The organism is Pseudomonas sp. 9Ag, from assembly GCF_902506445.1.
Lineage (GTDB): Bacteria > Pseudomonadota > Gammaproteobacteria > Pseudomonadales > Pseudomonadaceae > Stutzerimonas > Stutzerimonas stutzeri_AB.
The window spans coordinates 3,143,200-3,168,464 of sequence record NZ_LR733836.1; the positions used below are offsets into that span (position 1 = coordinate 3,143,200).

At 60.6% G+C, this 25,265-nt stretch carries 25 protein-coding genes; 13 read left to right on the forward strand and 12 right to left on the reverse strand.

The features are described 5' to 3' along the window. Positions 1–25 precede the first annotated feature (25 nt). Positions 26–565, forward strand: a complete 540-nt coding sequence (locus ALTERO38_RS14190; protein WP_159968768.1) for a hypothetical protein — start codon at positions 26–28, stop codon at positions 563–565. A 6-nt stretch (positions 566–571) separates the two neighbouring features. On the opposite strand, the gene ALTERO38_RS14195 is transcribed toward ALTERO38_RS14190, so the two are convergent. Further along, positions 572–763 (reverse strand): hypothetical protein, encoded by a 192-nt coding sequence (locus tag ALTERO38_RS14195; protein WP_102835844.1) that lies wholly within the window; start codon positions 761–763, stop codon positions 572–574. Positions 764–965: 202 nt separating this feature from the next. On the opposite strand from ALTERO38_RS14195, the gene ALTERO38_RS14200 reads away from it, so the two are divergent. Further along, entirely contained in the window at positions 966–1,844 is an 879-nt protein-coding gene (locus tag ALTERO38_RS14200) for a DUF6279 family lipoprotein (RefSeq protein ID WP_159968769.1), read from the forward strand. Positions 1,845–1,870: 26 nt separating this feature from the next. On the opposite strand, the gene ALTERO38_RS14205 is transcribed toward ALTERO38_RS14200, so the two are convergent. The 4 genes from ALTERO38_RS14205 to ALTERO38_RS14220 form a co-directional block, all read right to left on the reverse strand. Next, on the reverse strand, positions 1,871–2,845 hold the full coding sequence (locus ALTERO38_RS14205) for an SDR family oxidoreductase (protein ID WP_148926580.1): 975 nt from the start codon (positions 2,843–2,845) through the stop codon (positions 1,871–1,873). 85 nt (positions 2,846–2,930) lie between these two features. Further along, complete coding sequence (locus tag ALTERO38_RS14210) at positions 2,931–3,755, reverse strand: aldo/keto reductase (protein WP_159968770.1); 825 nt, start codon at positions 3,753–3,755, stop codon at positions 2,931–2,933. Next, positions 3,755–4,219, reverse strand: coding sequence for a VOC family protein (locus ALTERO38_RS14215; RefSeq protein WP_102835840.1), 465 nt, complete (start codon positions 4,217–4,219; stop codon positions 3,755–3,757). The genes ALTERO38_RS14210 and ALTERO38_RS14215 overlap by 1 nt, the downstream gene beginning before the upstream one ends. A gap of 99 nt (positions 4,220–4,318) precedes the next feature. Then, positions 4,319–4,954 (reverse strand): LysE family translocator, encoded by a 636-nt coding sequence (locus ALTERO38_RS14220; protein WP_159968771.1) that lies wholly within the window; start codon positions 4,952–4,954, stop codon positions 4,319–4,321. A gap of 236 nt (positions 4,955–5,190) precedes the next feature. Here ALTERO38_RS14220 and ALTERO38_RS14225 point away from each other — a divergent pair, with 236 nt between their 5' ends. From ALTERO38_RS14225 to ALTERO38_RS14250, 6 genes are all read left to right on the forward strand, one after another. After that, positions 5,191–5,841 carry a response regulator transcription factor gene (locus ALTERO38_RS14225; RefSeq protein WP_159968772.1) on the forward strand — a complete coding sequence of 217 codons (651 nt, stop codon included), beginning with the start codon at positions 5,191–5,193 and terminating at the stop codon, positions 5,839–5,841. Beyond that, positions 5,838–6,221 (forward strand): curli production assembly/transport protein CsgE, encoded by a 384-nt coding sequence (csgE, locus tag ALTERO38_RS14230; RefSeq protein ID WP_148926585.1) that lies wholly within the window; start codon positions 5,838–5,840, stop codon positions 6,219–6,221. Before ALTERO38_RS14225 ends, csgE begins: the two co-directional genes overlap by 4 nt. Continuing rightward, entirely contained in the window at positions 6,218–6,628 is a 411-nt protein-coding gene (locus ALTERO38_RS14235) for a curli assembly protein CsgF (protein ID WP_102835836.1), read from the forward strand. Before csgE ends, ALTERO38_RS14235 begins: the two co-directional genes overlap by 4 nt. A 17-nt stretch (positions 6,629–6,645) precedes the next feature. Beyond that, positions 6,646–7,482 (forward strand): CsgG/HfaB family protein, encoded by an 837-nt coding sequence (locus tag ALTERO38_RS14240; RefSeq protein ID WP_102835835.1) that lies wholly within the window; start codon positions 6,646–6,648, stop codon positions 7,480–7,482. Positions 7,483–7,570: 88 nt separating this feature from the next. Then, positions 7,571–8,047: a curli production assembly protein CsgB gene (locus ALTERO38_RS14245; protein WP_159968773.1), complete on the forward strand. Its 477-nt coding sequence runs from the start codon at positions 7,571–7,573 to the stop codon at positions 8,045–8,047. A gap of 50 nt (positions 8,048–8,097) precedes the next feature. Further along, positions 8,098–9,372 carry a hypothetical protein gene (locus ALTERO38_RS14250; protein WP_159968774.1) on the forward strand — a complete coding sequence of 425 codons (1,275 nt, stop codon included), beginning with the start codon at positions 8,098–8,100 and terminating at the stop codon, positions 9,370–9,372. Positions 9,373–9,744: 372 nt separating this feature from the next. On the opposite strand, the gene ALTERO38_RS14255 is transcribed toward ALTERO38_RS14250, so the two are convergent. Then, positions 9,745–10,689 (reverse strand): class I SAM-dependent methyltransferase, encoded by a 945-nt coding sequence (locus ALTERO38_RS14255; RefSeq protein ID WP_159968775.1) that lies wholly within the window; start codon positions 10,687–10,689, stop codon positions 9,745–9,747. A 186-nt stretch (positions 10,690–10,875) separates the two neighbouring features. On the opposite strand from ALTERO38_RS14255, the gene ALTERO38_RS14260 reads away from it, so the two are divergent. After that, complete coding sequence (locus tag ALTERO38_RS14260) at positions 10,876–11,571, forward strand: AzlC family ABC transporter permease (RefSeq protein WP_159968776.1); 696 nt, start codon at positions 10,876–10,878, stop codon at positions 11,569–11,571. After that, entirely contained in the window at positions 11,568–11,876 is a 309-nt protein-coding gene (locus tag ALTERO38_RS14265; RefSeq protein WP_159968777.1) for a hypothetical protein, read from the forward strand. The genes ALTERO38_RS14260 and ALTERO38_RS14265 overlap by 4 nt, the downstream gene beginning before the upstream one ends. A 13-nt stretch (positions 11,877–11,889) precedes the next feature. On the opposite strand, the gene ALTERO38_RS14270 is transcribed toward ALTERO38_RS14265, so the two are convergent. The 4 genes from ALTERO38_RS14270 to ALTERO38_RS14285 form a co-directional block, all read right to left on the reverse strand. Beyond that, a complete protein-coding gene (locus ALTERO38_RS14270) occupies positions 11,890–13,845 on the reverse strand; it encodes a DNA topoisomerase III (protein WP_159968778.1) in 1,956 nt (651 codons plus the stop codon). A 157-nt stretch (positions 13,846–14,002) separates the two neighbouring features. Then, positions 14,003–15,739, reverse strand: a complete 1,737-nt coding sequence (locus ALTERO38_RS14275; RefSeq protein WP_159968779.1) for a diguanylate cyclase — start codon at positions 15,737–15,739, stop codon at positions 14,003–14,005. A 441-nt stretch (positions 15,740–16,180) separates the two neighbouring features. Beyond that, complete coding sequence (locus ALTERO38_RS14280) at positions 16,181–16,882, reverse strand: SDR family NAD(P)-dependent oxidoreductase (protein WP_159968780.1); 702 nt, start codon at positions 16,880–16,882, stop codon at positions 16,181–16,183. 65 nt (positions 16,883–16,947) lie between these two features. Next, a complete protein-coding gene (locus ALTERO38_RS14285) occupies positions 16,948–18,255 on the reverse strand; it encodes an AarF/ABC1/UbiB kinase family protein (protein ID WP_159968781.1) in 1,308 nt (435 codons plus the stop codon). A 446-nt stretch (positions 18,256–18,701) separates the two neighbouring features. Here ALTERO38_RS14285 and ALTERO38_RS14290 point away from each other — a divergent pair, with 446 nt between their 5' ends. The 3 genes from ALTERO38_RS14290 (at position 18,702) to ALTERO38_RS14300 (ending at position 23,751) form a co-directional block, all read left to right on the forward strand. Further along, on the forward strand, positions 18,702–20,228 hold the full coding sequence (locus ALTERO38_RS14290; protein WP_159968782.1) for an ATPase domain-containing protein: 1,527 nt from the start codon (positions 18,702–18,704) through the stop codon (positions 20,226–20,228). Further along, the gene (locus tag ALTERO38_RS14295) at positions 20,212–21,891 is read left to right on the forward strand and encodes a response regulator (RefSeq protein ID WP_102835823.1); all 1,680 of its coding nucleotides are present in this window, start codon (positions 20,212–20,214) and stop codon (positions 21,889–21,891) included. Before ALTERO38_RS14290 ends, ALTERO38_RS14295 begins: the two co-directional genes overlap by 17 nt. A gap of 366 nt (positions 21,892–22,257) precedes the next feature. Continuing rightward, entirely contained in the window at positions 22,258–23,751 is a 1,494-nt protein-coding gene (locus ALTERO38_RS14300) for a sialate O-acetylesterase (RefSeq protein ID WP_372239421.1), read from the forward strand. A 2-nt stretch (positions 23,752–23,753) separates the two neighbouring features. On the opposite strand, the gene ALTERO38_RS14305 is transcribed toward ALTERO38_RS14300, so the two are convergent. Then, positions 23,754–24,674: an AraC family transcriptional regulator gene (locus ALTERO38_RS14305; RefSeq protein WP_159968784.1), complete on the reverse strand. Its 921-nt coding sequence runs from the start codon at positions 24,672–24,674 to the stop codon at positions 23,754–23,756. Positions 24,675–24,805: 131 nt separating this feature from the next. Beyond that, entirely contained in the window at positions 24,806–25,258 is a 453-nt protein-coding gene (locus ALTERO38_RS14310) for a PA2169 family four-helix-bundle protein (protein WP_102835820.1), read from the reverse strand. Between the last annotated feature and the right edge of the window lie 7 nt (positions 25,259–25,265).

Below are 25,265 nucleotides of genomic sequence, written 5' to 3' on the forward strand. Positions count from 1 at the left end.
AAACAATCAAGAGAATAAGGCAGCAATGAAGAACGCACTGGTGATCGGACTGCTCGTTGTCCTGGGCGGCTGCGCCTCACAGCCATGTGATCAACCTGGAAGCGATAGCGCTTGCCGCGCTGAGCGGTTGCTCTACCAGAACGACCTGCTGCAGGCCAAGATTCTGATTTCCATCGGCGACGAAAATGGTTATGAACTCGCCGAGGCGCTACTTGAGCGCAGCGCTCGGATTGATGATCGTGGCGAGACTGAGTTCTACCAGGCCCTGCTGCTGATCCGTCAGGGCCCGCAAGCCGAGCAGGTCCTGCACTTGCTGGAACAGGCCCGCGCAAAGGGTCACCCGCACGCGGTGGCGCTGCTTTACAAGATTTATCAGGATCCCTACCTGCTGAATGAGCGCAACGCCGTCAAAGCCGAACAATATCGCCAAGCCTACGCCGGACTGGACGTTGCGCAGAGCGGCTATCCTTCGTTCGACAAAGCGTTGGAGCTGGTTTCCCAGCTCGTAGAGCCGCCTCCTCCACTCCCGGAAAGAGACGACCCGTGCGTTAATCGGTGCCTCTGACCACCATCACTGCGGCGTAGGCGTCTGCGAAATCTTGGGGTCCTGCTCCCCATCCAGCACCGCCTGCGCTTCGGCTTCAGTGGCGTACGGCCCGGCAATCGTCTGGCCATCGATCTCGACCACCCAACAGGTGACCCAGGTTGGACGCCAGCCCTGAGGTACTTCGTCTCCGGTCAGATGCTTGATCCTGCGTTGCATATCCACCTCCACTAGTAACTCTCAACGTTAGAGCGCCGCGCTTGCGCTGCTCCCTTGAGATAGGACCACAACCTCGAGCATTTTCTCGCAGAAAAACAAGCCGTTGCTGTTTCGTCTCGAACTGACGGGGCGCTTGCGGCTCTATTGAACAGCGCAACCAAAACCCGTTCAGACATCTCGACACAACCAGACGAGGGCTGCAATGCAGATCAGTCAGGCGCTTGTACGACAAACGATTCTGATCCTGCTGGCGTGTGCCGTTGTGCTTACCGGCTGCAGCCGCATGAATCTGGCTTACCGGAATCTGGACCTGCTGATTCCCTGGTCGCTCAACGATTATCTGGACATGAACCGTGACCAGCAGACGCGCTTTCGTGAGCAGCTGCGCGAGCACATCAGCTGGCACTGCCGTACTCAGCTGCCTGGCTATCTGGATCTCATCGAGCAGTTACAGGCACAGGTTCGCCAGGGTTCGCTGGATGAACCCGCGCTCCGGGAGCACTACGAAATCACCCAGAAGGCCATTCAGACGATCGCGCTGGAAATCACACCGACCACCGTTCAACTGCTGCGCGACCTTGATGACAGACAGGTAGAGGAGCTGAATGAACAACTCGAGAGAGATCGCCAGGAGCGCGAGGACAAATACCTGAAACCACCGCTGGACCAGCAAATCGGTAAGCGCACCGACCGCATGCAAGAGCGCGTCGAGCAATGGCTCGGCAATGTCACTGCGGCTCAACGCCAACGCATCCACGAGTGGGCTGAGGCGCTCAACAAGCAGAATCAGCTCTGGCTCGATAACCGAGCGCAATGGCAGCGTTCAATGGTCGATGCCGTGCGCAACCGGGACCAGGCAAACTTTGACGAGCGCATTGCTCGACTGCTCCAGGATCGCGAGGTCTACTGGACCGCGCCCTATCGAGCTGCCTTTCCGGCCGTTGAACAAGCCACAATCGACCTGATTGTCGACCTGTACGACACGGCCGACGCAACCCAGCGTCGTCATATCAATGAGCGCCTGCAGGACATGAGGCGCGATCTTGGCTCTCTGGACTGCTTACCGGCAACGGCTGACTGACTAGCCGCCGCCGGCACGAAGAAGTGCTAACGGCGTCGACTTGCCAGCAGCAGTCCGACCAAGCCCGCGGCGGCAATGCCACCCGCCAGTAACAAACCACGCTGACTTTTCTCGTCGCTGCGCCAGCCACCATCGATGCGTCGCTCACCCAGCGCGGGATGGTAGAGATTGCCGGCCGACGGCGCGACACGCTCGGCACGCCCCAACGCCGCGCCTGTGAGCAGCCCCGACAACCGATCGAAACCTGGCGTGATGAAGTGCGCAAAACGAAGCAGCGTAGCAGTCAGCCCCACCGATGTTGTGTGCCGCGGGTGCAGGGCGAGACTGACCATCGCCTCGGCCACCTGGCGCGGATCACAAAGCGGTGGCGGCGGTTGCAGCGAGCGGCCTGCAAAATTGCCACCGTCCCGAAAACCGGGGGTATCCACCATCGAGGGGTACACATCGCAGACATGGATACCCGGCCACCGCGCCAGCTCGCCCCGCAGCGCATGGGAAAAGCCGCGCAGTCCGAACTTGCTTGCCGAATAGGCCACTGCGTACGGCTGCGGCACCCAGCTGCCCACCGACTGCGTGTTGATCAGCACGCCGCCGTTCTGTTGTTTGAAATACGGTAGAACAACATGGGCACCGCGCAGATAGCCGATCAGATCCGTCTGCACGACCTGTTCGTGGGCATCCAGCGGCGTCTCGTCGAAAGCACCGACTGCACCAACCCCGGCGTTGTTGATCCAGATATCGATACGGCCTCGACCGAACTCGGCCGCCGCACTGGCGAGCTGTTCGACCGAATCGCTGCGCGTCACGTCCGTCGGCACCACCAGTGCCTCGGCGCCCAGGGCTCGGCATTCATTGGCCACTTCGTGCAACGCTTCCTCGTCACGCGCCGCCAGGACGACTCGGGCCTGCTCCCGCGCAAAGGCTTGCGCTGTGGCACGGCCAATACCGCTGGAGGCGCCAGTGATGACCACCACCACGCCGTCGAGTCTGGATTCGCTCATGTTCGCTTCTCCGGTTTGCTGTCAGTCATAAGCTGACACTCACGGCGAGGCAAACATTCCCCCGCACCACGCGCGACGCTGAGTTTCAGACCATCTGCAAAGGCTGGGATCGGGACGGCGGCGGGAAAGCCTTGTCGAGAAGCGCCAGGTCGTCGGCGCTCAATGTCAGCTCCGCTGCGCTGGCGTTAAGTCGCACATGAGCTGAGTTTGATGACTTGGGAATCACCAGCACCTCCGGCTGGCGCAGCGACCATGCCAGCGCAATCTGGGCAGGTTCCACATCATGCCGCCGGGCAATGTCGAGTATGGCCTGATGACGCAATAGACCTCCGCCCTGCCCCAGCGGACAGTAAGCCATGACCGGCATGCCCTGCGCCTGGCACCAGGGCAACAGATCAAACTCGATGCCACGCTCCTGAGGGTTATAGAGCACCTGATTGACCGCACAGTCCGGCGCATCCAGCTCGCGCATGTCATCCAGGTCCAGGTTGGATACGCCCCAACGGCGAATCTTTCCGGCCTCTTTCAAACGCTCGAACGCCTCAACCGTTTCCGCCAGCGGGTATTGGCCGCGCCAGTGCAACAGGTAGAGATCGAGGCAGTCTGTACCGAGACGACGCAGGCTGCGCTCGCAGGCCTCAGGAACACCCTTACGGCTGGCGTTGTGGGGGTAGACCTTGCTGACCAGAAACACCTGGTCGCGGCAGCTGCGGATCGCCTCGCCTACCACCTCTTCGGCACCGCCTTCAGCGTACATCTCTGCGGTATCGATCAGAGTCATGCCCAGCTCGATACCCAGTCGCAACGCAGCGATCTCATTGCCACGCTCTGCGGGATTCTCGCCCATGTGCCAGGTGCCCTGCCCAACCAAGGGAACCCTGGCGCCATCGGCTAGTTTGAGGCTACGCATCAGCAGTCTCCTTGTGGGGCGTTCTGCTCGGCAACCGGCTCGGCCCAGGGATCATAGGTGCCGAAGTTCCACAAATGGCCCTCAAGATCGCGGCAGCTGAAACCACGCCCGCCGTAATCCTGGTCTTTGAGCTCGATGACGATCTCGGCGCCAGCCGCCTTGGCCTTGGTATAAAGGGCGTCGGCACTGTTGACGATCACATAGATGCTCTGAGTAGAGAGGCCTCCCACCTCATCCGGCTGTTTCACTTGGCGGCCGTATTCCGAATCCGCTACCGGCCCGACCATCAACATGCCGCTGCCGAAACTGAGCTGGGCATGAATGACGCCGACCTGCGCATCTTCGATCACACGCTGCTGCTCGAAATCGAAGACCTGGCAAAGCCATTTCAGCGCCGCGGGCACATCCCGATAGCGCAGACAGGGAATCAGATTGGACGTGGTGTTCTTGCTGTACCGAGACATGAGCGCTCCTTTCGGTTGCTGCGGCTGCGTCTATAAAAGCGCACCGCATATTCTTAAGACCGAAACAGGCGCTGACGTTCCCATGCATGGGCTTGTTGCTTACGCTCGCTCAGCCAAGCCGAGACGGATACCCAGCCCGATTAACACCGAGCCGAGCACGCGGTCGAGCCACAGACTCAAACGATGGTTACTGCGCAGTGCCGAACTTGCCCGAGCCGCCAGGAACACCATGGCGCATTCCACGACGACCGCCACCAGCACCACCAGCACACCCAATACCAACAATTGCAGTGCGACGGCACCATGGTCGGGTCGAACGAACTGTGGCAGAAATGCCATGAAGAAAATGGCCGCTTTCGGGTTGAGGACATCCACGAGGATGCCTTGACGATAAGCCTGCCAAACGCTGACTTTCGGCGCCGCTTTTAGGTTGAACGATGCGGTGGCTCCGGCAGAGCGCAACGCCTGAACACCGAGGTAAAGCAGATAGGCTGCCCCCACGTACTTGACCACAGCAAAGGCCAACGCTGAGGTGGCCATGATGGCTGAGATCCCCAGAGCAGCGGCCGCGACGTGCACCAACGCTCCGCTACAGACGCCACATACCGAGGCCACCCCGACCCGCCTGCCGCCGGACAGCGTGCGCGACAGAACGAACAGCAAGTCGGGGCCAGGCGACACATTCAGCGCCAGCGCAGCCGAAAAGAACACTAACCAAAACGTCGGCTCTGGCATTTACCTGCTCTGCTCGATTTGAAAAAAGGAGATTAAATCTAGTTCAGTCTGTTCTCGAAAGCCAATCGGCCACGCGCGTTTATCAAATGCGGCTCGTCGGAAAACAGGCACCACTTCTCGTTTACGACTTTTTTTTGTCACCTCTCTGAACTACCTTTCTTCACACAATGTCAAAGCGCCAGTCCCGCGAGGATCACGGGCGCTCCTAGATAGATCTCATTGCAAAGGATATGCGTATGTTCGATGAAGCCACTGCGGTGCTCGTCGCCTCGTCCACTCGTCTTGCCCTGCTGTCTGACAGCGAGGAACTGGACGCCCTGCTCCATCAGCATTTACAGGGCTGCCCACAGGCTCGCCTCACTCGCAGCAACATGTTCCGTTCAGGGATTACCGACGCCGATCTGGTTCTACTCGATGTCTGCAGCTTTGCACACGAGGAATGCCTGCGCCTGCTTCGTCAATTGCGGGATACGCCGACGGCGCTGGTCAATGCCCCGGTCGATCAGGCCCGTCGCTTGCTGGTTCAGCACCCGTGGATCAAAGGTGTGTTCTACCCGAACGCCAGTCGCACCAACTTCAGCCGCGGCGTCGGCGTCATCCTTGAGGGCGGCGACTGGTTACCCCGAGCGTTGATGGAGAAGCTATTGGGCCGCTACCGTCAGCTGACCCACGCTTCGCGCGCCATCGACGACTTGTCGGTACGGGAGAAACAAATCCTGGCGCTTGCCGGAAAAGGCCTTTCGAACTCTGAAATCGCCGAATCCCTACATCTGAGCACCCATACGATCAAGAGTCATATCCATAACGCCTTGGGCAAGCTGGGCGCGTCCAACCGCGCGCAGGGCGCGTCGCTCGTGCTGGGGCACGTCGGCGAGTCCGGTATATGAGGGCGGCGTGCCTAGGCCTGCTGCTGCTGTTCAGCATCCAGGCCTGTGCCGATGAAGCCGAACTGAAGGGATTCATCACCAACAACACGGTTTCCCGATCCGGACAGGAGTTCTACCGCAAATTCTGTGAACGTCTGAACGACACCAGCGCGCTGGATTTCAACCTGGCCGTCAAGGAACGCCCCTCGGCGCGCTGGGGAATTCTCGTCTGGGTGGAGCAGAACAATCAGCCGCTGTATCGCCGCTTTTTGCAACCAAACGTCAGTGACATGGAGCAAACCGCCTATGAAGCGGCGGATTTCGTGCTGCAAGAGATAAACCGTAGGAAAGTCGAAGCACTATTCGAAGACACCATTGACCTCGCGAAGGATGAGTTATGAACCGGCCACAACAAAAAATCACCGGCGTCTTCCTGGCCGGATTGCTGCTTAGCTCCGGCCTCAGTGCCACCGAACTGGTCTATACCCCCGTCAATCCATCGTTTGGCGGCAGCCCCCTCAACGGTGCGTGGCTGCTGGGCAGCGCCCAGGCGCAGAACGACAAGAAGGATCCGGATGCGATCGACCGCTCCATTTATGAGCGGCCTTCAGATCTGGAGCGCCTTACCAGTCAGCTGGAATCAAGCCTGCTGAGTGAGCTGCTTAGGGACGCGCAAGCAGGCGAAACCGGTTCGCTCACGACCACGGACTTCTTCGTTCGGGCCTACAACGGCGATGCTGGCTTACTGATCGTCGAAATTACCGATCGAGTGACCGGTGAAATCTCAGAAATCATCATTGGGCAATAACCAGGGAGAGAAAGGCCATGAGAAGCCTATTTGTAGCCATCGGGATGATGGCTGTTCTACAAGGCTGCGCCGTACGCGAGCCAATGTCGGCAGACCAGGAAACCCCAACACTCACGCCGCGTACCTCGACCTACCAAGATCTACTTGAGCTGCCCCGCCCGCGAGGCCCACTCGTGGCAGCGGTCTACGGCTTTCGCGACCAGACCGGGCAGTACAAGCCCAGCCCGGCCTCCTCCTTCTCAACAGCAGTAACCCAGGGCGCAGCAAGCATGCTGGTCGATGCCATGCAGGCCAGCGGCTGGTTCATCGTGCTTGAGCGTGAGGGTCTGCAGAACGTGCTGACCGAGCGTAAGATCATTCGGGCTTCGCAAGCCAAACCGGACGTGGCGCCAAACATTCAATCCGAACTGCCCTCGCTGCTGGCCGCCAACATCATCATGGAAGGCGCCATCGTCGCCTACGAAACCAACGTGCGCAGTGGCGGGCAAGGTGCTCGCTATCTGGGTATTGGGGTATCGCAGGAATACCGGGTCGATCAGGTCACAGTCAATCTGCGCGCCATCGATGTACGCAGTGGTCAGGTGCTATCCAACGTGATGACCACCAAAACCATCTACTCCATCGGACGCAGCGCCAACGTCTACAAGTTCATCGAATTCAAGGAACTGCTCGAAGCCGAGGCCGGCTACACCACCAACGAGCCGGCGCAGCTCTGCGTGCTGTCAGCCATCGAGGCGGCCGTCGCCCACCTCATCGCTCAGGGTGTCGACCGTCGTCTGTGGCAAACCGCCGACAGCACGCCGGCAGTCGACGCTCAGTTGGCCAAGTATCTCAGCACGCCGGCCAACCCCTAGCAAACGAAGCGGTTTCAGCCGTTAGATGGATTTGTTAAATCGCGGTTTAGATCAGGATGACTTACCGCGACTTAACCAGGGATGACTGATGTTCGACGCGCAAAGGATTGCTCGCAAAGCGCTGCTGCCGCTGATACTGACAGCATTCAGCTGCTCTGCCCTCCAGGCCGCCGGCCTTTCGACCTTGGCCGATCTGGCGCCTAATGAAGTCGCCTTCTTGCGACCTCACGCCGCCACACTGGCGCATGCCGAAACCGGCCTCCCCAGCAGCAACCTAGCGCTCATCGCTCAAGCCGGGGACAGCCTGAGCGGGGACATCACACAAACCGGCAACGCACTGGAGGCCTATATCCTCCAGAGCGGCCACGCGCTCGATGCATCCATCGAGCAGTACGGCAGCCACAACCAGGGATCGATTGTTCAATCGGGCAGCTACAACCAGGCCCGTATTGAGCAATACGGCGCATACAACAACGCGCTGATCGAACAGACCGGCACCGGGCATAGCAGCAGCGTTACGCAGCATGGCCAGGGTCTGAGCGTGCTGGTCCGCCAGTACCGCTGAAAAAGCACCACCAGGAAGTACCGCTGAAAACATTCCATGGAGATACAACAATGTTCAAGATCAAACCCCTTGTAGCTGCCCTGCTGACCGTTGCCGCCGCTCAGGCTATGGCCGCCGATCACACGTCCGAACAGCGCCAGAACGGTGTAAACAATGTTGCCGAGGTAGCCCAGAGCTTCGGCAGTTCCAACATGGCCAAACAGGTGCAGAGCGGCTGGGGCAACGACGCAATGGTCGAGCAGACCCGGTCCTCTTACTCCTCAGCCATGCAAACCCAGGACGGCAGCTTCAACGAGGCGGACGTCGCCCAGAACCTGTCTGTAAACAGCAGCTCTGTGCAATCGCAGGACGGCCATCGCAACAACGCCAGTGTCAGCCAGCGTGCCGTGGTGTACAGCAGCGCCGACCAGCGCCAGGATGGAAGCCACAACGTTGCCAATACCGAACAGAACGGCACCTATGGCGTTGAAGCCTTCATCAAACAAAAAGGAGACGGCAACGCTGCGGCCAGCTACCAGTTCGCAGCCAGTGACAGCAAAACCGCTCTGTACCAAAACGGCGACTCCAACGACGCGACCGTCAGCCAGTCCTTCAGCTCCAGCGATCGTGCCCTGGTTGATCAGCGGGGTGGACAGAACGATGCCAAGGTCGTCCAGAAATGGAGTGTTGGCTCGGTCGCCGAAGTCGAGCAGGTCGGCACCGGCAACGATGCCTACGTAAGTCAGACAGGTTCAAGCCAGGAGGCCTATACCTATTCAAGAGGTGACTACAACGACCTGACTGTCTACCAAAGCGGCAGCAGTCAGAATGCATTCGTATACCAGCAAGGTAACGAAAACCAAGCCGATGTGGCTCAGAAGGAAAAGGGCAACATCGCAAACGCCAGCCAGTATGGGGTGGGCAACGCTGCCTTGATCGACCAGGACGGCCGCGACCAAATCGCCACTGTCGATCAGCGCGGTGGCTATAACGACGCTACCGTCGATCAGCAGGGCCGGAGCAACTCGCTAGACTTCGATCAGTCAGGTATCGGCAACACACTTGCCGCCGTACAGGAAGGGACTGGCAACCGCATCACCGGCTCCAGCAGCGTCGCCAACAATGACGTCGATATCGTCCAGGACGGTAAATACAACCTCGCCGACGTCAACCAGTTCGGTTACGGCAACGATGCCACCGTCTCCCAGTATGGCGACAACCTTCGGGCTACGGTTGCGCAGAATGGCGTAGGAAACGAGGCATTGGCCGTCCAGAGTGGTTTTGGCAACAACGCTCTGATCAGCCAGACCGGCCTCAGCAACATGGCAATCGTCACGCAACACTAATACCGCCACAGGCAAAACTGCCGGCCCTGTGCCGGCAGTTTCGTTTCAATCTGGCGTTAAAAAATTGATCTTTCGAGCAGCGTAACTATTTCTCGTCTGTGCCACGGCCTGGCTGTCTGTCGCCAGAGCTTCATCTGGACGGTCTCTCAGACAGGGTCGCTCGCGCCGGTTACCTATACTCGATACTGCTGACTAACTGCCGTCCCGCCGGATTGACAGCAAAATGCTCCCCTCTTCACGTCCTGATTCGCCTCCGCGCAAAGCCACCGCCGGCAATGAGAGCACAGGTCCAATGCGTGCAAAACGTGCAGTTCGCAGCGGGCTAGGTAAGCAATACTCTGGTCACTTCCGCGCTCGCAGGAACTGCTGCGTCTAGGGCTGGCTGCGGGTGAAAACCAATGCCTTGAGACCACTGTCGGGGCTGATGTCGGGGAACTCCGGCGGGTTTTCCAGGCGCTCCTGAAACATCAGCTCCGGCGCTTCGGCCGCCATGCCCTGAATGAGAAAATCTGGTCCGGTGTCCGGATCATTAATGCAGGCCAGCACCGTCCCGCTTTCGGTGAGCAGCTCGGGCAGACGCCTGAGGATCTTCTGATAATCGCGGCTCAGCGCAAAGCTGCCCTTCTGGAAAGACGGCGGGTCGATGATCACCAGGTCGTAGGGGCCGGTCTTTTTCACCTTGCCCCAGGATTTGAACAGCTCATGGCCAAGGAAACTGACCCGACTCAGGTCATGGTCGTTGAGCCGATGGTTGTCCCGCCCGCGACTCAACGCGGCGCGTGCCATGTCGAGGTTGACTACATGCTCAGCGCCACCCGCGATCGCAGCGACGGAAAAGCCGCAGGTGTAGGCGAAAAGATTGAGCACGCGCTTGCCGGCGGTTTGCTGCTGAACCCAGCGCCTGCCGTAACGCATGTCGAGAAACAGCCCGTTATTTTGCTTGATGCCCAGGTCAAGCTTGTAGCGCAGGCCGTTCTCGCTGATCAGCCATTCCTCGATAGGCTCGCCCAGCAACTGTTGCATGTGGCTATCCGGCAGATAGCGGTGTTGCAGCAAAAGCGTATGCGCCCCGCTCGTCTTCCAGGCCTGACCTCTCGTCAGGACAGAAAGCATCTCGACCAGTGCATCCAATTCCGATGCGGCCGGCTCGCGAAACAGCGAGACCAACACCACCCCTTGCAGCCAGTCCGCCGTGACGTGCTCAAGCCCGGCCCAGCAGCGCCCTCGCCCGTGAAATATCCGTCGGGTTTCGTCGGGCACCTGGGTCAGGGCTTGGGTGAGGTGCTGCTGGAGGGTAGCGAGGGCGTCGGGCTGCATGATCGGTCGTCTCGAAAAAGGCGCGCGCATTCTAATCGCGAACCGCTGGCGCTGCTGAGCCGATGGCAGTTTAAGCAAGCCCTGTTTCTGGACAGTCGCTGGAGAGACTACAAGCAGAGCGCCGGTTTAGACTGCTTCGCTCGGTGCGACAAGCGCACCATGGCGCGAGCAAAAGGACAGCAATAGATGGAAGCCACCGCATACCGCCCCTTCGACGCCTTGCGCCGGGTCGCGCCCGCTGCGCTGGCAATCATCCCGGTCAGCCTGTTGTTCGGCGTGCTGGCCGGACGCTCGGACTGGAGCCCGCTCGACGTCGCCCTGATCGGCCTGCTGGGTTTTACCGGAAGCGGACAGTTTGCCGTTTTACCACTGGCTGATTCCGGCGCCGGGTTCCTCACGATGTTGCTGCTCACCGCCTCGATCAACAGTCGTTATCTGCCGATTGCCTACGTCTCGGCAGCGCGCCTGCCCAGGAGCCGGGCACCACGCGCGCTGCTGGCTCACATGCTCGGCGACGAGGCTTATGCCAGCGAGCGCGAACAGGACTCCTGGGCTCAGCTGGCGATGATCCGCGGCAGCCTTTTCCTGACCTGGGTGATCGCCGGAGTGGCGGGCGCCTTGATGGGTCGCCTGATCCCTTCAGCCTGGCTCGACGCCGACCTGAACCTCGGGTTTCCAGCAAGCGTGGTGTTGATGTATCTCTCGATCAGCCAGTTGCGTGCTCGGCTGCCACAGTTTGATGCAGGCAAAGCGCGCCTTTTGTTGGCAGTGTTGCTCTGTGCAGCACTCGCCGTGCTGCTGATCCTGCTACTAGGTCCGCTGTATTTCTGGATCCCCAGCGTGCTGCTCGCCACTTTTGTGCTTTCGAAGGTGCGCGCATGACGACTTCCGTACTGCTGGCTATCGCGGCCCTATTCGCCACCAGCTGCCTGGTCCGCATCCTGCCGGTATTCGTCAGCATCGACCTGACCGACACAACCCGGCGGCTACTCGAACGCGTACTACCAACCGCCGTGTTTATCAACTTTGCCGTGTACATCCTCTATAGCGAGGCCACCAAGGCGCCATTGGCTGCCGGGGTTGCGTTGGCACTGGTCGCGGGCATCGCCGTGGCAACACGGCTGGGCCTGATCATGATAGCCGTGCTGGGTAGCGGCTGCTACTACCTGCTGCAGTCTCTGGCCTGACGCTGGTTGAGCCTCACGCCGGGCTCGGTGATCTGGCCGCCCGGCCCTTTCGCGGCGCCGTTTTGCGTCCAGCGCCCTTGCGCTTTTTCCAGGGTGCGCCGCGCCCGCCAGGCATCGCCGGCCCAGTGATATTCAAGCGAACGCCCTTGCAGCGCTCCACCTGCTTGCTCATCCACGCCGATTGTTTGCTGACGAACTCTTCCAGGCTCATCTCACCGCTCTGCACCATATCCAGGGCCTGTTCCCATATCGCAGTGGTGCCGGGGTCGGCGATGGCGCGCGGTACGGCGTCGATCAGGCTGAAGGCTGCTGGGGTTGCGGCCAACGCCTTGCCCTGTTTGGTCAGGTAGCCACGGTCGAGCAAGCCTTGGATGATCCCCGCGCGGGTCGCCTCGGTGCCAATACCAGTGGTGTCCTTGAGCTTTTGTTTCAGCTTGGGATCATCCACCAGCTTGGCCACGTTCTTCATTGCCTTGATCAGGTCGCCTTCGGTGAAGGGTTTGGGCGGCTGGGTCCAGAGGTCCTTGAGCACGATATCAGCCACCGGATACACCTGCCCCTGTTGCAACACCGGCAAGCTTTGCGCGGACGCATTCGCCGCATCAACGTGTCGCCCACGGCTGGCCGCAAGCGCTTCAGGCAAGGCGCGTTTCCAGCCCGGTTCGACAACTTGCTTGCCCACCGCTCGCAGCGCCTCGCCGGCGCAATCGAAGTCAGCCTGCGTACGGTCGTATTCGTGGCTCGGCAGAAACTGCGCCAGGTAACGAGCGCGAATCAGCGTGTAGACGGCACGCGGCTTGCCTGCCAGCCGCTCCAGCGAGCGCGCCGCCGCGGTAGGGATGATGCCGTGGTGCGCGCCTACCTTGGCGTCATTCCAGGCGCGCGACTTGCGCCGCGGATCCAGATGCGGCTTGAGCGCGGCCAGTGTCGAGTCAGCCCCGGCCAGCGCTGCAAGAATCGCGGGCGCCTCGCTGTGCTGGCTCAACGGCAGATAGCCGCAATCGCTGCGCGGGTAGGTGATCAGCTTGTAGGTTTCGTAAAGTGACTGGGCGATATCAAGGGTTTCCTGAGCGCCCAGCCCGAGCTTTTTCGAACAGATTTCCTGAAGCGTTCCGAGATCGAACGGCAGTGGTGGCGCTTCTCGCATACGCTCGGTCTTGAGTTTCTGCAGCCTCGCCTCCCCCGCCTGACGCATGGCCTCTGCTGCCCGCTGCGCAAGGTGCTGGTCGAGGCAGCGGCCCTGATCATCGCAGCGATCGTCCGCTGCTCGCCATTGCGCGGTGAACGGCACCCCATCACCCAGCAGCTGCACATCGATGGCCCAGAATGGCAGCGGCACGAAGCCGGCAATGCTGCGATCGCGATCGACTACCAGCCGCAGCGTTGGTGTCTGCACGCGGCCCACTGGCAGCACGCCCTGATAGCCGGACTGCTGTCCGAGCAACGTGAACAACCGGCTCATGTTCATGCCGATCAGCCAGTCCGCCCGCGAACGGCCCAGCGCCGACTGATACAGATTGAAGGTATCCGCGCCTGCGCGCAGTCCCCCGAGAGCCTTGCGAATTGAGGCATCGTCCAGTGCCGACAGCCACAGCCGCTGAATCGGCCCGCGATACCGGCAATGCTCGACCAGCTCTCGCGCGATCATTTCGCCTTCGCGGTCGGCATCAGTGGCAATGACCAGCTCGCTCGCTTCGCCCAGCAGCCGCTTGACCGCCTTGTACTGGCTCGCGGTCTTGGGCTTGACCTGCATCTTCCAGCGCTCGGGCACGATGGGCAGATCCGCCAGCACCCAGCGTTTGTACCGCGCGTCATAGCTGTCTGGCGGCGCGGTTTCCAGCAAGTGGCCTATGCACCAGGTGACGGTAACGCCCGCGCCTACCCAGCAGCCATCTCCACGCCGGGTGGCACCAAGCACCTGGGCAATGTCCTTGGCCTGGGAAGGTTTTTCGCAGAGAAACAGCCGCATCGGGTCGTCACTAGGTCAATCGTCGATAACGCACAGCATGCGCAGCGGTGATGCCTGAAGCAAGATTTATCTGTATGGATATACAGCCAATAGTGACTCCACTATGCGGAGACGTAGCGCCTTTACTCAATTTAAAGGGTACAGAGCACCGCCTAATTCAAACGGTTACTTGATCAGCCAACGTCTGGACGCCGGACATCACAACGGGCTCTGCTTGGCACACGCGATTGCGCCCGCTTTTCTTGGCGTCGTACAGCGCCCTGTCGGCGCGCCCCAGCGCGGTTTCAATACTCTCTTGCTCGATATTGATCTCCGCGACACCAATGCTTGCCGTTACCTGAATGTTCTCGCCTATGCTGACAGTGACTTCCAGCGCCTGCACTGCAAGACGGATACGCTCAGCACACTGGCTGGCTTCCAACAGGTTGGCACCTGGCAGCAGGACGACAAACTCTTCGCCGCCCAAACGAGCAACAAGGTCAACAGTGCGACTTTCCTCTTTCAGTGTTTTCGCCAGATACATGATGACCTTGTCACCACAGGCATGGCCGTGGGAGTCGTTGATGCGCTTGAAGTGGTCTATATCCAGGGTCACGATCGACATCGGAGTGCGGGTCTGTCTGGCCAACTCCAGCAAATAGTCTGATTCTGGGAAAAAGAACCGTCGGTTATACAACTTGGTTAGCGGATCGGTGGCGGCCTGCTTCTTCAGGTCCTCCTGGGAGGCACGCATGTCTTCAAGCAGCTTGATACGGTGAGAGATGATGAATGCCAGGGTCAGCGCTTCGAGCACGATACCGATACCCACCCCGTGGCTGCTTACGTAACTCGGCGAAAGTAGCCCCTTATAGGTGAGCACGGCGAGGATGTTGAACAGTACGAAGAAGCTATGACCGACCAAGAAATACTTCACGAGCGGATGGCCCTTACGGTACAGCGAGATGCTGACCGAAAAGGTGACCAGCATCATAAGCGCCGCCAAGCTGCTCGCCGGTTTGAGCGCAGCGGAGATATCGAATACGGACCAGACAAGGGTCGCTGTTAGGAGTGCAATCAATCCCTGTAAAAAACGGTGCTCGGTCGGGTAGAACAATTTGGTTTCGAAGATAGCCATCATGAATAGCAGCAGGAAGATCGGCATTGTGATTAGTGACATGTTCAGCTGGAAAACGGCGTCACCATATCCGTTGAACACACTGGCGATCAGGCCGTAGGACAGTGCAATCCAAGTCAGTCCGGAAATCAGATACAGCGAGTAGTAAATATTTTCCCGATTACTGGTAGCGAAATATAGCAACGCGTTGTAAAGCACTAGCGCGAGTAGCATTCCGACCATCAGGGCTATATCGGTGTTTATACTGACCAGTGCTAGGCGCGAGGCTTGTTCATCAAAGATTTCGACTGCAAACCACTGATGCGAATAAGAGAAGCTGCGCACGTAGAGCGTGGTGGACTGGTGCGCCGCCAGCGTCAGAGGGAAAACTACAGTCCCGCGATACATCAAATCGGAACCGGCAGTTTGGTTCAGGTCTAGCACTTCGTGCCGCAGCAGCTCGCCGTCTCGCTCCTGATAAATACTGACTGAGCGTAGATGGTAGGCGTGTGGCAGATGGACAAACAGCTTTTGATCCGCGCTCGATGCATTCTTCAGAGCCAGCCGGTACCAGGCAACCCGCGCATCAGTGCCCAAGGAGGTCCGGTTGCTGGTTTCCTTGAACGGCTGGGTTCTGGCCTGCTCAAAAGTTAGGGTACGCGAAGGATCGACGAGGTAGCCCATATTAAAGTCGGTCAGTTCGACTGGGCCCTGGTCAATTACCAACTGTGATGCGGCACATGTCTGTTCCACTGCCAGCAGAAACATAAGTGCGAACAGCACCTGCTTGTATAGATCCATCTGCCAAAGCCTGTCTTATGTTCGCGTGTGCCGGGGTTTATCTGTGCGCTGCGGTTCCCTCGAAGCGAATATACTCAAATCCGACCGCCAATCCCATGTTGACCTTTGTATACATAGTATTTTCCTGATATATGCGCGGATCCTGGATCAGGCGGATGGTAGCTGCATACTTTGCCTTCGCTGGCTGCCTCGGCATATGTCCCGTGGCGCTCAACGGTAGCGCTGGCTTCTTGCAGATTCTTGAACCCTGCACGCAAGATGTTCCGCGAAGTTAAGTCGTCACGCTCCTGCTTGAAATTTGGCGCTGCTAATGTGGTGGTGGTGCAGGATGATTTGTCTGCTTTGACCTAAAGCAGCCGCCCGCCCATCAGACCCGAGCAGACATATATCTGTCTTCAGCAGAACGGCAGCCCCTTCCCGGCTCGCCCCGACAAGCAGTGATTACCACGGCAACGCCTCTCCGCTATACGCATAAAACCCACCACTGGCCTCCGGCCCCAGCCCGTCGATGACGCGCAGCAGGTCATCGGCCGCCTCGCTGGCAGGCCGGCCTATTTCGCTGCCGCGGAAAGGTTGTGAAAGGCGGGAGTTAACGGTGCCAGGGTGCAGCGCCAGCAACACGGCATTCGGCTGGCTGCGCTTGACCTCGATGGCAGCCGTCTTGATCAGCATGTTCAGCGCGGCCTTGGAAGCGCGGTAGCTGTACCAGCCGCCGAGGCGGTTGTCGCCGATACTGCCGACCTTGGCTGAGAGCATGGCCAATACACCGCGCTGGCGGTCGAGCAGCGGGCAGAAGTGCCGCAGCAACAGCGCGGGGCCGAAGGTGTTCACCTGAAAGGTATCGAGCAGCTGCTGGTGATCGAGGTCGGCGAGGCGCTTTTCCGGCATGAAAGCGTCGTTGTGCAGCACGCCGGCCGCATTGATGATGAGGTGGAACGGGCCCTGCCCGGCTACCTCCGCCGCGGTCTGTCCGATGCTGGTGGGGTCGGTTAGGTCCAGCGGCGGTGTGGTTGAGCGCGCCAGTTCGGTTACCGAGGCGCAACGCGGGTCCGCCCGTAACGTTTCGACCAGCGCAGCACCGATGCCGCCAGAGGCACCGATGACCAGCGCGCGATATCCCTCGGGGAAAGAATCCATCTGCATCCTGTTTGCCTCTGGCCGCGATCAGGCCTGATTGGAATGGTCGGGGCCGACTTTAGGGTGAGCGCTTAGCCTGATTTGTTGGGCAAACCGGTGCGCCATTGCTCGATGTGCTTCGCCAGCAGGTCGGCCACCGGCAGACAGGCGCCGAGCCGGTAGAGGTTCCAGTAATGCCCTTCCAGCGTTCGATTGACCAGTAGCGTACCGGACGCCGGTTGCAGACTGCCGAGTGCGGACATCAGCAAAGGCGAGAGCTCGACCAGCTGCTGATGCAGGGACGCGCCGCGGAAATCCCATTCCGCGCCCGGTTGCAGCAGCGGATGCAGCAGCAAATGGATGCGTCGATACAGGCTATGCGGCGGCGCGCTGCCGGGCTGGCGCCCTCCGAGTGCCTGGAAGCCCGCCTCCAGCGCCTCGCTGGAGGGACCGCGCAGGGCGTCGAAGATCTGTACATAAGCACGCAGCAAGCGCTCCGGCAGCGGCACGACGCTGCCGAAGTCGTAGACCACCAGTTCCCCGGTCTCGGTCCAGGCGAGATTGCCTGGGTGCGGGTCCGCGTGCAGCAGTCCCAGGCCGAACGCCTGCTCGGCAAGCCAGTCGCACAGCGCTTCGGCCAGCTGTTGCCGGACCTCGAGGGCCGCCTGGTCGACCTCGTTCATTGAGCGCCCCGGCACTTCCTCCAGCACCAGCACGCCCGGGCGGCACAATGCTGGGACGGCATACGGGATGCGCAGGCCAGGCCAGTTGCTGAAATGCTGGCGAAAGCGCTCGAGGTTGTTGCGCTCGGCCTCGTAGTCGAGCTCCTGGTCGATGGCGCGCTGCAGCTCACGGTAGACGGATTCGAGTCGCGTCGAGGGCGTCCCGAATAGCCGCCCCAGCGGCATCAAGCGACGCAACTGTCGAAGGTCAGCGTCGCAGATGCCGCGAATGCCTGGATACTGGATCTTCATGATCAGCGCCCGCCCCTGCCGATCACGTGCGCGGTGTACCTGCCCCAGTGACGCCGCCGCAGCGGGTTGGGGTTCGATGGCTTCGAATAGCTCGTACAGCTGCCCTTCATAGAGACGCTGCAGGTAGGACTCTAGCGAGGCGAACGGCAGCGATGGAACCTGGTTCTGTAGACGAGACAGCGCCGCGCTTATCGGCTGGGGCAACACGTCCTGCCATTGCGAAGCCTGTTGGCCGAGCTTGAGCACCGGGCCCTTCATCTGCCCTAGCGTCTCGCCGAGCAATGAGCCGACCGGCTCCCAGTCGATACGCGCCTTGCCGGGTGTGATGCGCTGCACCAGCAGATTGCCTGCTATCCGGGCGCCAGTGCCACCAAGGTTGAGGAAGCGCCCCAGCGCTGACGTCGATGGGCGAGAGAAACGAGACATGCAGGCTACCTGTCACAGGCAAAGGATGATCATGGAGCAGCCGCCCAGGTGAACCAAGGGGCAATGGTTGCAACCTGTTACATCATCAACACGTCAGTAGCCCGTTCGGAGCAACTGGCGAAACGCCAGCGACCGGTGGCGTGGCAGGCCATTACCCGCATGAAAAGCCCTCCTGAGCGCAGCTGGCAAAGAGCCTGACACGGAACGGGCCGCGGAAAAGCGAGTCGGATTAGCTGACTACGCCCCTCGGCTATCGTCCGCCGAACAGCTGTAATAAGCTCGCTCGGCACGCCTCTGACGATCGTTCGAGAGGTTTTTTGCCCGACCCGCCTACCAGGCATTTTACGGGCGTGTTCCGCATGGCCTTGCCTGGATTCGGGGACTTGGCCGGCAGGAACAACCAACGCGGCTTCCTTTGAAATAGAAGCCTGCGTAAGGAGTACGGAATGACCGATTCAAGTGATCTTTCCTTCAACGCGGACGACGAACTCCCACGTATTTCCACCGGCAGCGAAGGCCTGGACGACATCCTCGGCGGCGGCCTCGATGCCAATCGCATGTACCTTTATGAAGGCAGCCCGGGCGCTGGCAAAACCACCATCGCCATGCAGTTTCTGCTCGAGGGCGTCCGCCAGGGTGAGCGCGTACTCTACGTCACCCTGTCGGAGACCAAGCAGGAGCTGGAGTTGGTCGCCAAGCGTCACGGCTGGTCGCTCGAGGGTGTCGACGTATTCGAGCTCGTTACCCCGGAAGACAGCCTCGACCCAGAGCTCGAGCTAACGGTGCTGCACCCGGCAGAGATGGAGCTGAGCGAAACCACTCAACAAGTCTTCGACCGCGTAAGACAAACCAATCCGACCCGAGTGATCTTCGACAGCCTGTCGGAAATGCGCCTGCTGGCGCAGAGCCCGCTGCGCTATCGGCGCCAGGTATTGGCGCTCAAGCACTTCTTCACCACGCGCCGTTGCACCGTGATTCTGCTGGATGACCAGACCTCCGAACTGGGCGACCTGCAGCTGCACTCGATCTCACACGGCGTGGTCATGCTGGAACAGTTGGCCATCGACTATGGCGCGGAGCGGCGGCGTCTGCGCGTCGTGAAGATGCGCGGTATCCAGTTCCGCGGTGGCTATCACGACTTCGTCATACGCAAGGGCGGGTTGCAAATCTTCCCTCGGCTGATCGCCTCAGAGCATCATTCGAATTACATCGGCGAAGCGGCTTCCTGCGGGAATGCAGCGCTGGACACCATGCTCGGCGGCGGACTGGAGCGGGGCACCAATGCCCTGTTCGTGGGTGCTGCCGGTGTCGGAAAGTCTTCATTGGCATTGAGCTTTGCGGTCGCAGCGTGCAAGCGCGGTGAGCAGGTGTCCTTTTTCGTCTTTGACGAAAATATCGGCACCTTAATGGCACGTGGACGCTCGTTGGGTCTCGACGTCGAGCCGTGGGTCGAGCAGGGCCTGCTGCATTTGCAACAGGTCGACCCGGCCGAGCTGTCGCCCGGCGAATTCACCGCAGCCGTGAGGCGCGGTGTGGAAGAGCAAGGCTCGCGGCTGGTGATTCTGGACAGCCTCAACGGCTACCTGCATGCGATGCCGGACGGCCGTTTTCTGATCCTGCAAATGCACGAGCTGCTGAGCTACCTAGGGCAGAAAGGTGTGATCAGCATCATGGTGCTGGCCCAGCATGGCCTGGTGGGCCCGATGGATACGCCCATCGATATCAGCTATCTCAGCGATGCGGTTATCATGCTGCGCTACTTCGAGCACGCCGGTATCGTTCGCAGGGCCTTGTCTGTTGTCAAAAAGCGCAGCGGGCGGCATGAGAACACCGTTCGCGAGTACCGCCTCAGCGCCAGCGGCGTTCAGGTCGGGCCACCGTTGAGTCACTTCAGCGGCATTCTATCGGGCACACCGGAATACACCGGTGATGCGACTCAGCTACTGACAGACGAGCATGACAACGCCCACTAAATCAGAGCATCCGCGGATCGTTGTCTATGCCCCCATTGGCCGGGATGGCCCGGCCACAGCCGAGCTGCTACGCCGCAGCGGCATGGATGCGATGGTCTGTCACGGCGTCGATGAAGTGCTGCAACGCGCCGAAACCGACGCGTCTGCCGTGTTCATCGCTGAGGAAGGCCTGTTCGGCCATGACCTTCAAGCACTATCCGACTGGGTCGATCGACAACCGCCCTGGTCGGATTTTCCTTTCGTGGTCCTCACCAGCAAGCACCAGCAACCCGCCGTTGCCGCCTGGCGGCAACGCATGGTCGCGGCGCTGCGCAATGTTTCGCTGCTCGAACGTCCAGTGCAGAGCATCACCCTGACCAGTGCCGTGCAGGCCGCGGTACGCGGACGGCTGCGCCAGTACGAAGTGCGCGCCTTGATCGAGGCTCGCGAACGGGCGTCGCAGGAGCTCGAAGCACTGGTGGTCGAACGCACCAGCGAGCTGGAACGCACCAACCTCGAATTGCGCACGCAGATGGCCGAGCGCGCGCACATCGAAGAAACCCTGCGGCAAACGCAGAAGATCGAAGCGATCGGCCAGCTTACCGGCGGCATCGCACATGACTTCAACAACCTGTTGATGGTCATCTCCGGCGGGCTCGACATGCTCGACCGCCGCGACGACATGGAGCGACGCAAGCGCCTCATGGATGGTATGCGCCAAGCCGCCCAGCGTGGCTCCGCGCTGACCCGCCAATTACTGGCCTTTTCCCGCCGTCAATCCCTGGCGCCCGAGGCTGTCGATCTGGCTCAGCGGATCAGCCAGATGCGCGAGCTGCTCGACCGTAGCCTGCGCGGCGACGTGCACGTCAAGGAAGAGTTCGCGCCCGATCTCTGGCCCGTGGAAGTCGACCCAGGGGAGCTGGAGCTGGTCATCCTCAACCTTGCCGTCAATGCGCGTGATGCCATGCCTGAGGGCGGCTCGATTCTTCTGCAGGCCTGCAACGCGCCAGATCAGCAAGTGCTCGGTCGCAGGGGCGATTTCGTTCGCCTGGCGGTCATCGATTCGGGCGTCGGCATACCTGATGACGTTCGCAACCGGGTCTTCGACCCGTTTTTCACCACCAAGGAAATTGGCAAGGGTTCGGGCCTCGGATTGGCGCAGGTCTATGGTTTCGCACGTCAATCCGGCGGCACGGTGTGGATCGATTCCGAATGCGGCCAGGGCACCAGCGTCGTGATGCTGCTGCCGCGCTCGGTGAACCTGCCGAACCCCACCAAGGATCAGCCACCGGTGGACGAACCGGCCCGGCGTTCGGCCGGCAACGTACTGCTGGTGGATGACGATGAAGAGGTAGCGGCGCTGGTCGGCGAGATGCTCGAACACCTTGGCTACGAAGTGACCTACGCCGCCAGCGCGGCGGCAGCGCTGGGTGCGCTCGCCAATGAGCGCGAGGTCGATGTGGTGTTCTCCGACGTGATGATGCCCGGCGGCATGAACGGGCTGGACCTGGCCCGCGAAATCCGTGCGCGTCAATTCGGCGTGCCCGTGCTGCTCACCAGTGGTTACGCCGAAGCGATCAAACAATCGGCCGAAGCCGAAGGCGTGCAGGTGTTGGCAAAACCCTATCGGCTGGAAGAGCTGGCTGCGGCGCTCAAGAGCGCAGTCGAAGTCATCGAGGCCTGATCGTTCTGCCTTGGCGCATGCCGTGGACGAACGCCGTTTCCCGGACGACGGCAGCATGCCTGGTGTAGGAGCGAGCTTGCTCGCGAATCGTGTTATTGGTCCTCTCCGAACGCGCACTCCGGTCATCGACCGGCTTGTCGCTTTGAAAGCCTGTTGATCCGCGCTGCCCCACTGCTCGCGACGTGTATCGTCTTGATGGCTTGCACATCCCTCCAGAACTAAGCGCCTCCCAGGTCGTCGAAACGCCAGCCCTGCGTTTAAGGTACGCCGCAAGCTCCCGTACCCCCTTGCATCGCGCTCGTTTGCGCTTCAATCACAAGGACCCGATCGATGCCCTTTGCTTCCAACCAGTCCCGCCGAGCCATCATGCTCCCTAGAAATCCGATCGTTTATGCCGCTTTTACCGGCCTCCTGCTTTCAGGCGCCCCACTGCTAGCCCACGCCGATGAACCGGCCATCGCTGCGCGCGATGCCCAGAACAAGCGCTGGAGCCAGGAAATGATCGAGCAGCCCAAGCATCAGCCGCCGGCCCTCGATGCGAAGTACAACCACGTCATCACTTTCGGCCAGTCGCTGGCATCGGCTGCCGAGGGCTGGCCTGCGCTATCCAAACAGCCGGGCTATGACAACCTCATGCTGGGAGATTCGACGCGCTCGGCCACCTTTAGCGGCGATCGCTTCGTCCCGGTCGGCGGCGCCGCGTTCAAGCCGCTCCAGGCGGTGGTGCAACTCAAACGCGACCCGAAGGTTCTGCTCGATGCCGACGCCGTTGCGCAGCTGGAAGAAAAAGCCCAGGAAGAAGGCGAGTCGGTGGAAGTCGGCGCATTGAACATGGCCCGACGGCTCTATCTCGATAGCAAAGGCATCGAGGCCGACCCGGAGCATTTGCTCGTCGCCAGTAACGCCGCCACCTCCGGCCGTTCCATTGCTCAGCTGTCCAAGGTCGGCGGCACCCACGAATACAAGCGCGTGCTCCAAGCGGTGGATCACGCCCGGCAGGTCGCACAGGCCGATGACGCCAGCTACAACCTCAGCGCCCTGTTCTGGCTGCAAGGCGAATACGACTATGCCGAGGTACAGGGCGGCGTCAACGACAAGGCCACCTACAAGAAGATGCTGCGTCAATTGCGCAACGACCTGAACGAGGACACAGCCAAGGCCATCGGCCAGGAGCGGATGCCCGCGTTCATCAGCTACCAGACCGACGCCAAGACATCGGTCGTCGATGGCAGCCTGGACATCGGCCTTGCGCAGTGGGAGCTGGCGAAGGAAGAGCCCAACTGGTACCTGGCCGGCCCCGTCTATCCCTACGTCGACAAAGGCACGCATCTGTCGGCCAATGGCTACCGCTGGTTCGGCCAGATGCTAGGCAAGGTGTTCCATCAAGTGGTAGTCGAGCAGCGCGGCTGGCAACCGCTATCACCGCTGCACGCGACGGTCGAAGGCCGTGAAATCCTGATGGACTTCCACGTCCCACATCCGCCGCTGGCCTTCAGCGAGCCCTATCTGGGGCACAAGGCGCAAATGATCGAGAACTACGGTTTCGTCATCACCGATGACAAGGGCAAGGTACCGGTGGAAAACATCGAAGCCGCCGCTGATACCGTGTTGCGCCTGGTGGTTGGCCGCGATCTGGTGGGCATCCCGACGATTCGCTATGCCAGCCATGCGACAGGCGGCGCCGGTGAACTGCATGACAGTGACCCCACCGTTGCGGACGCCAATTACGAATACCTGCCCGATGAAGGCATGCCGGACGAAGCCAATATTGAAGCGCTGGTGGATAAGCCCTACCCGCTCTACAACTGGTCGATTGCCTTCGAGATCAAGCCCAGCAGAGGACACGACTCGGCGCGTTGAGATCAGGCGCTGTTGCGCAGGCGGGCCAGATCCTTGACCGGGGAGGCACCGAACAGCCGACTGTATTCGCGGCTGAATTGGGATGGGCTCTCGTAGCCGACCCGGTACCCAGCAGCCGACACTTCCAACCCTTCGGCCACCAACAACCGGCGGGCTTCCTGCAGGCGAAGCTGCTTCTGGTACTGCAGCGGACTCATGGCCGTCAGTGCCTTGAATCGATGATGCAGGCTGGAGCTGCTGAGATTGACCCGTCGCGCCAGCTCCTCGATGCGCAGCGGCTCGACATAGTTGTGATTGAGCCATTCGATAGCATCGTTGACCCGGTGCGACTGACTCCCCTGCAGCGCCACCGCCTGCAGATGATGCCCCTGCGGGCCGCAGAGCAGGCGGTAGAAAATCTCGCGCAAGGCCAGAGGCGCCAGGACCGGAATATCATTCGGATTGCTCAGCAGGCGCACCAGCCGAAGCGTGGCATCCAGCAGCGGCGCGTCGATACGGTCCAGATAGAGGCCACGTCCCTCGGTGTCCTTCGGCGTCGGTGGCAGGCTGGCCTCAGCGACCAGCCCGGCAATCAGCGACGGATCGATGTCCAGCCGAATGCAGATGTAAGGCTCATCGCTGGACGCCCGAATGACGCAGCCGGCGACCGGCAACGTCACCGACACCACCAGATAGTGCAGCGGGTCGTAGCGATACAGCTCGTCGGCCAGGCGCACCTCCTTGCCGCCCTGCACGATGACGCACAACGCGGGCTTGTGCAGCCCGTAGGTCATCTCGCCAGGCTTTGCGCAGCGGATCAGATGCAGCGGCTCGATAGCGGTCGGGTGCATCCCGTCGCCGCTGACGGCACCCTCGACCAACCGCGCCAGCTCGGCACGCTGGGCGCTGGTATCGCCATCCGACGGTGATACGAAAGAGTTCATGAGCAGCCAGCTCCCTGATGCACGAAGGGATGAAGCTTAGCAGCTTGGCTGAACTGCACCGCTAGCCACAGCGAGGTCCCGGAAACAGGAACGCCGGCACTATGGCCGGCGTTCTTCACTGCATCGATCAATCAGCTGCGGGCGCGTTCGGCGTCGCGCAGTGCTTTGACCTGATCATGGTTGCGCTGCACGCCCTGCATCTGGCGCTCGACGACCGAACGCACATCCATCGGCAGGTCTTTTTCCAGCGCCTTGCGGTAGCTCTTGAGGGCGACATCTTCGCCACGCTCGCACTCGTTGAGAATGGCTTCGTCGTCCTTGCCGGTGACCATCGTCTTGAGGTCAACCCAGCGGCGGTGCATATCACCTGCAGTGCTGGTAGTGGTTTCTGGGTCGCCACCCAGGGTGCGTACCAACTGCTGCAGCTCGGCGGCCGCCGTGGCGCAATCCTGGGCACGCTGGTTCATGGTGGTCTTCAGCTGCGGATTCTTCAGATCCTCAGCGCACTCGCGAAAACCCTTCTCACCGTCCTTGCTGGTTTCGATGAGATCGTTGAGTACGGAAATGGTGTCTTTGGTATCCATGAAGAGT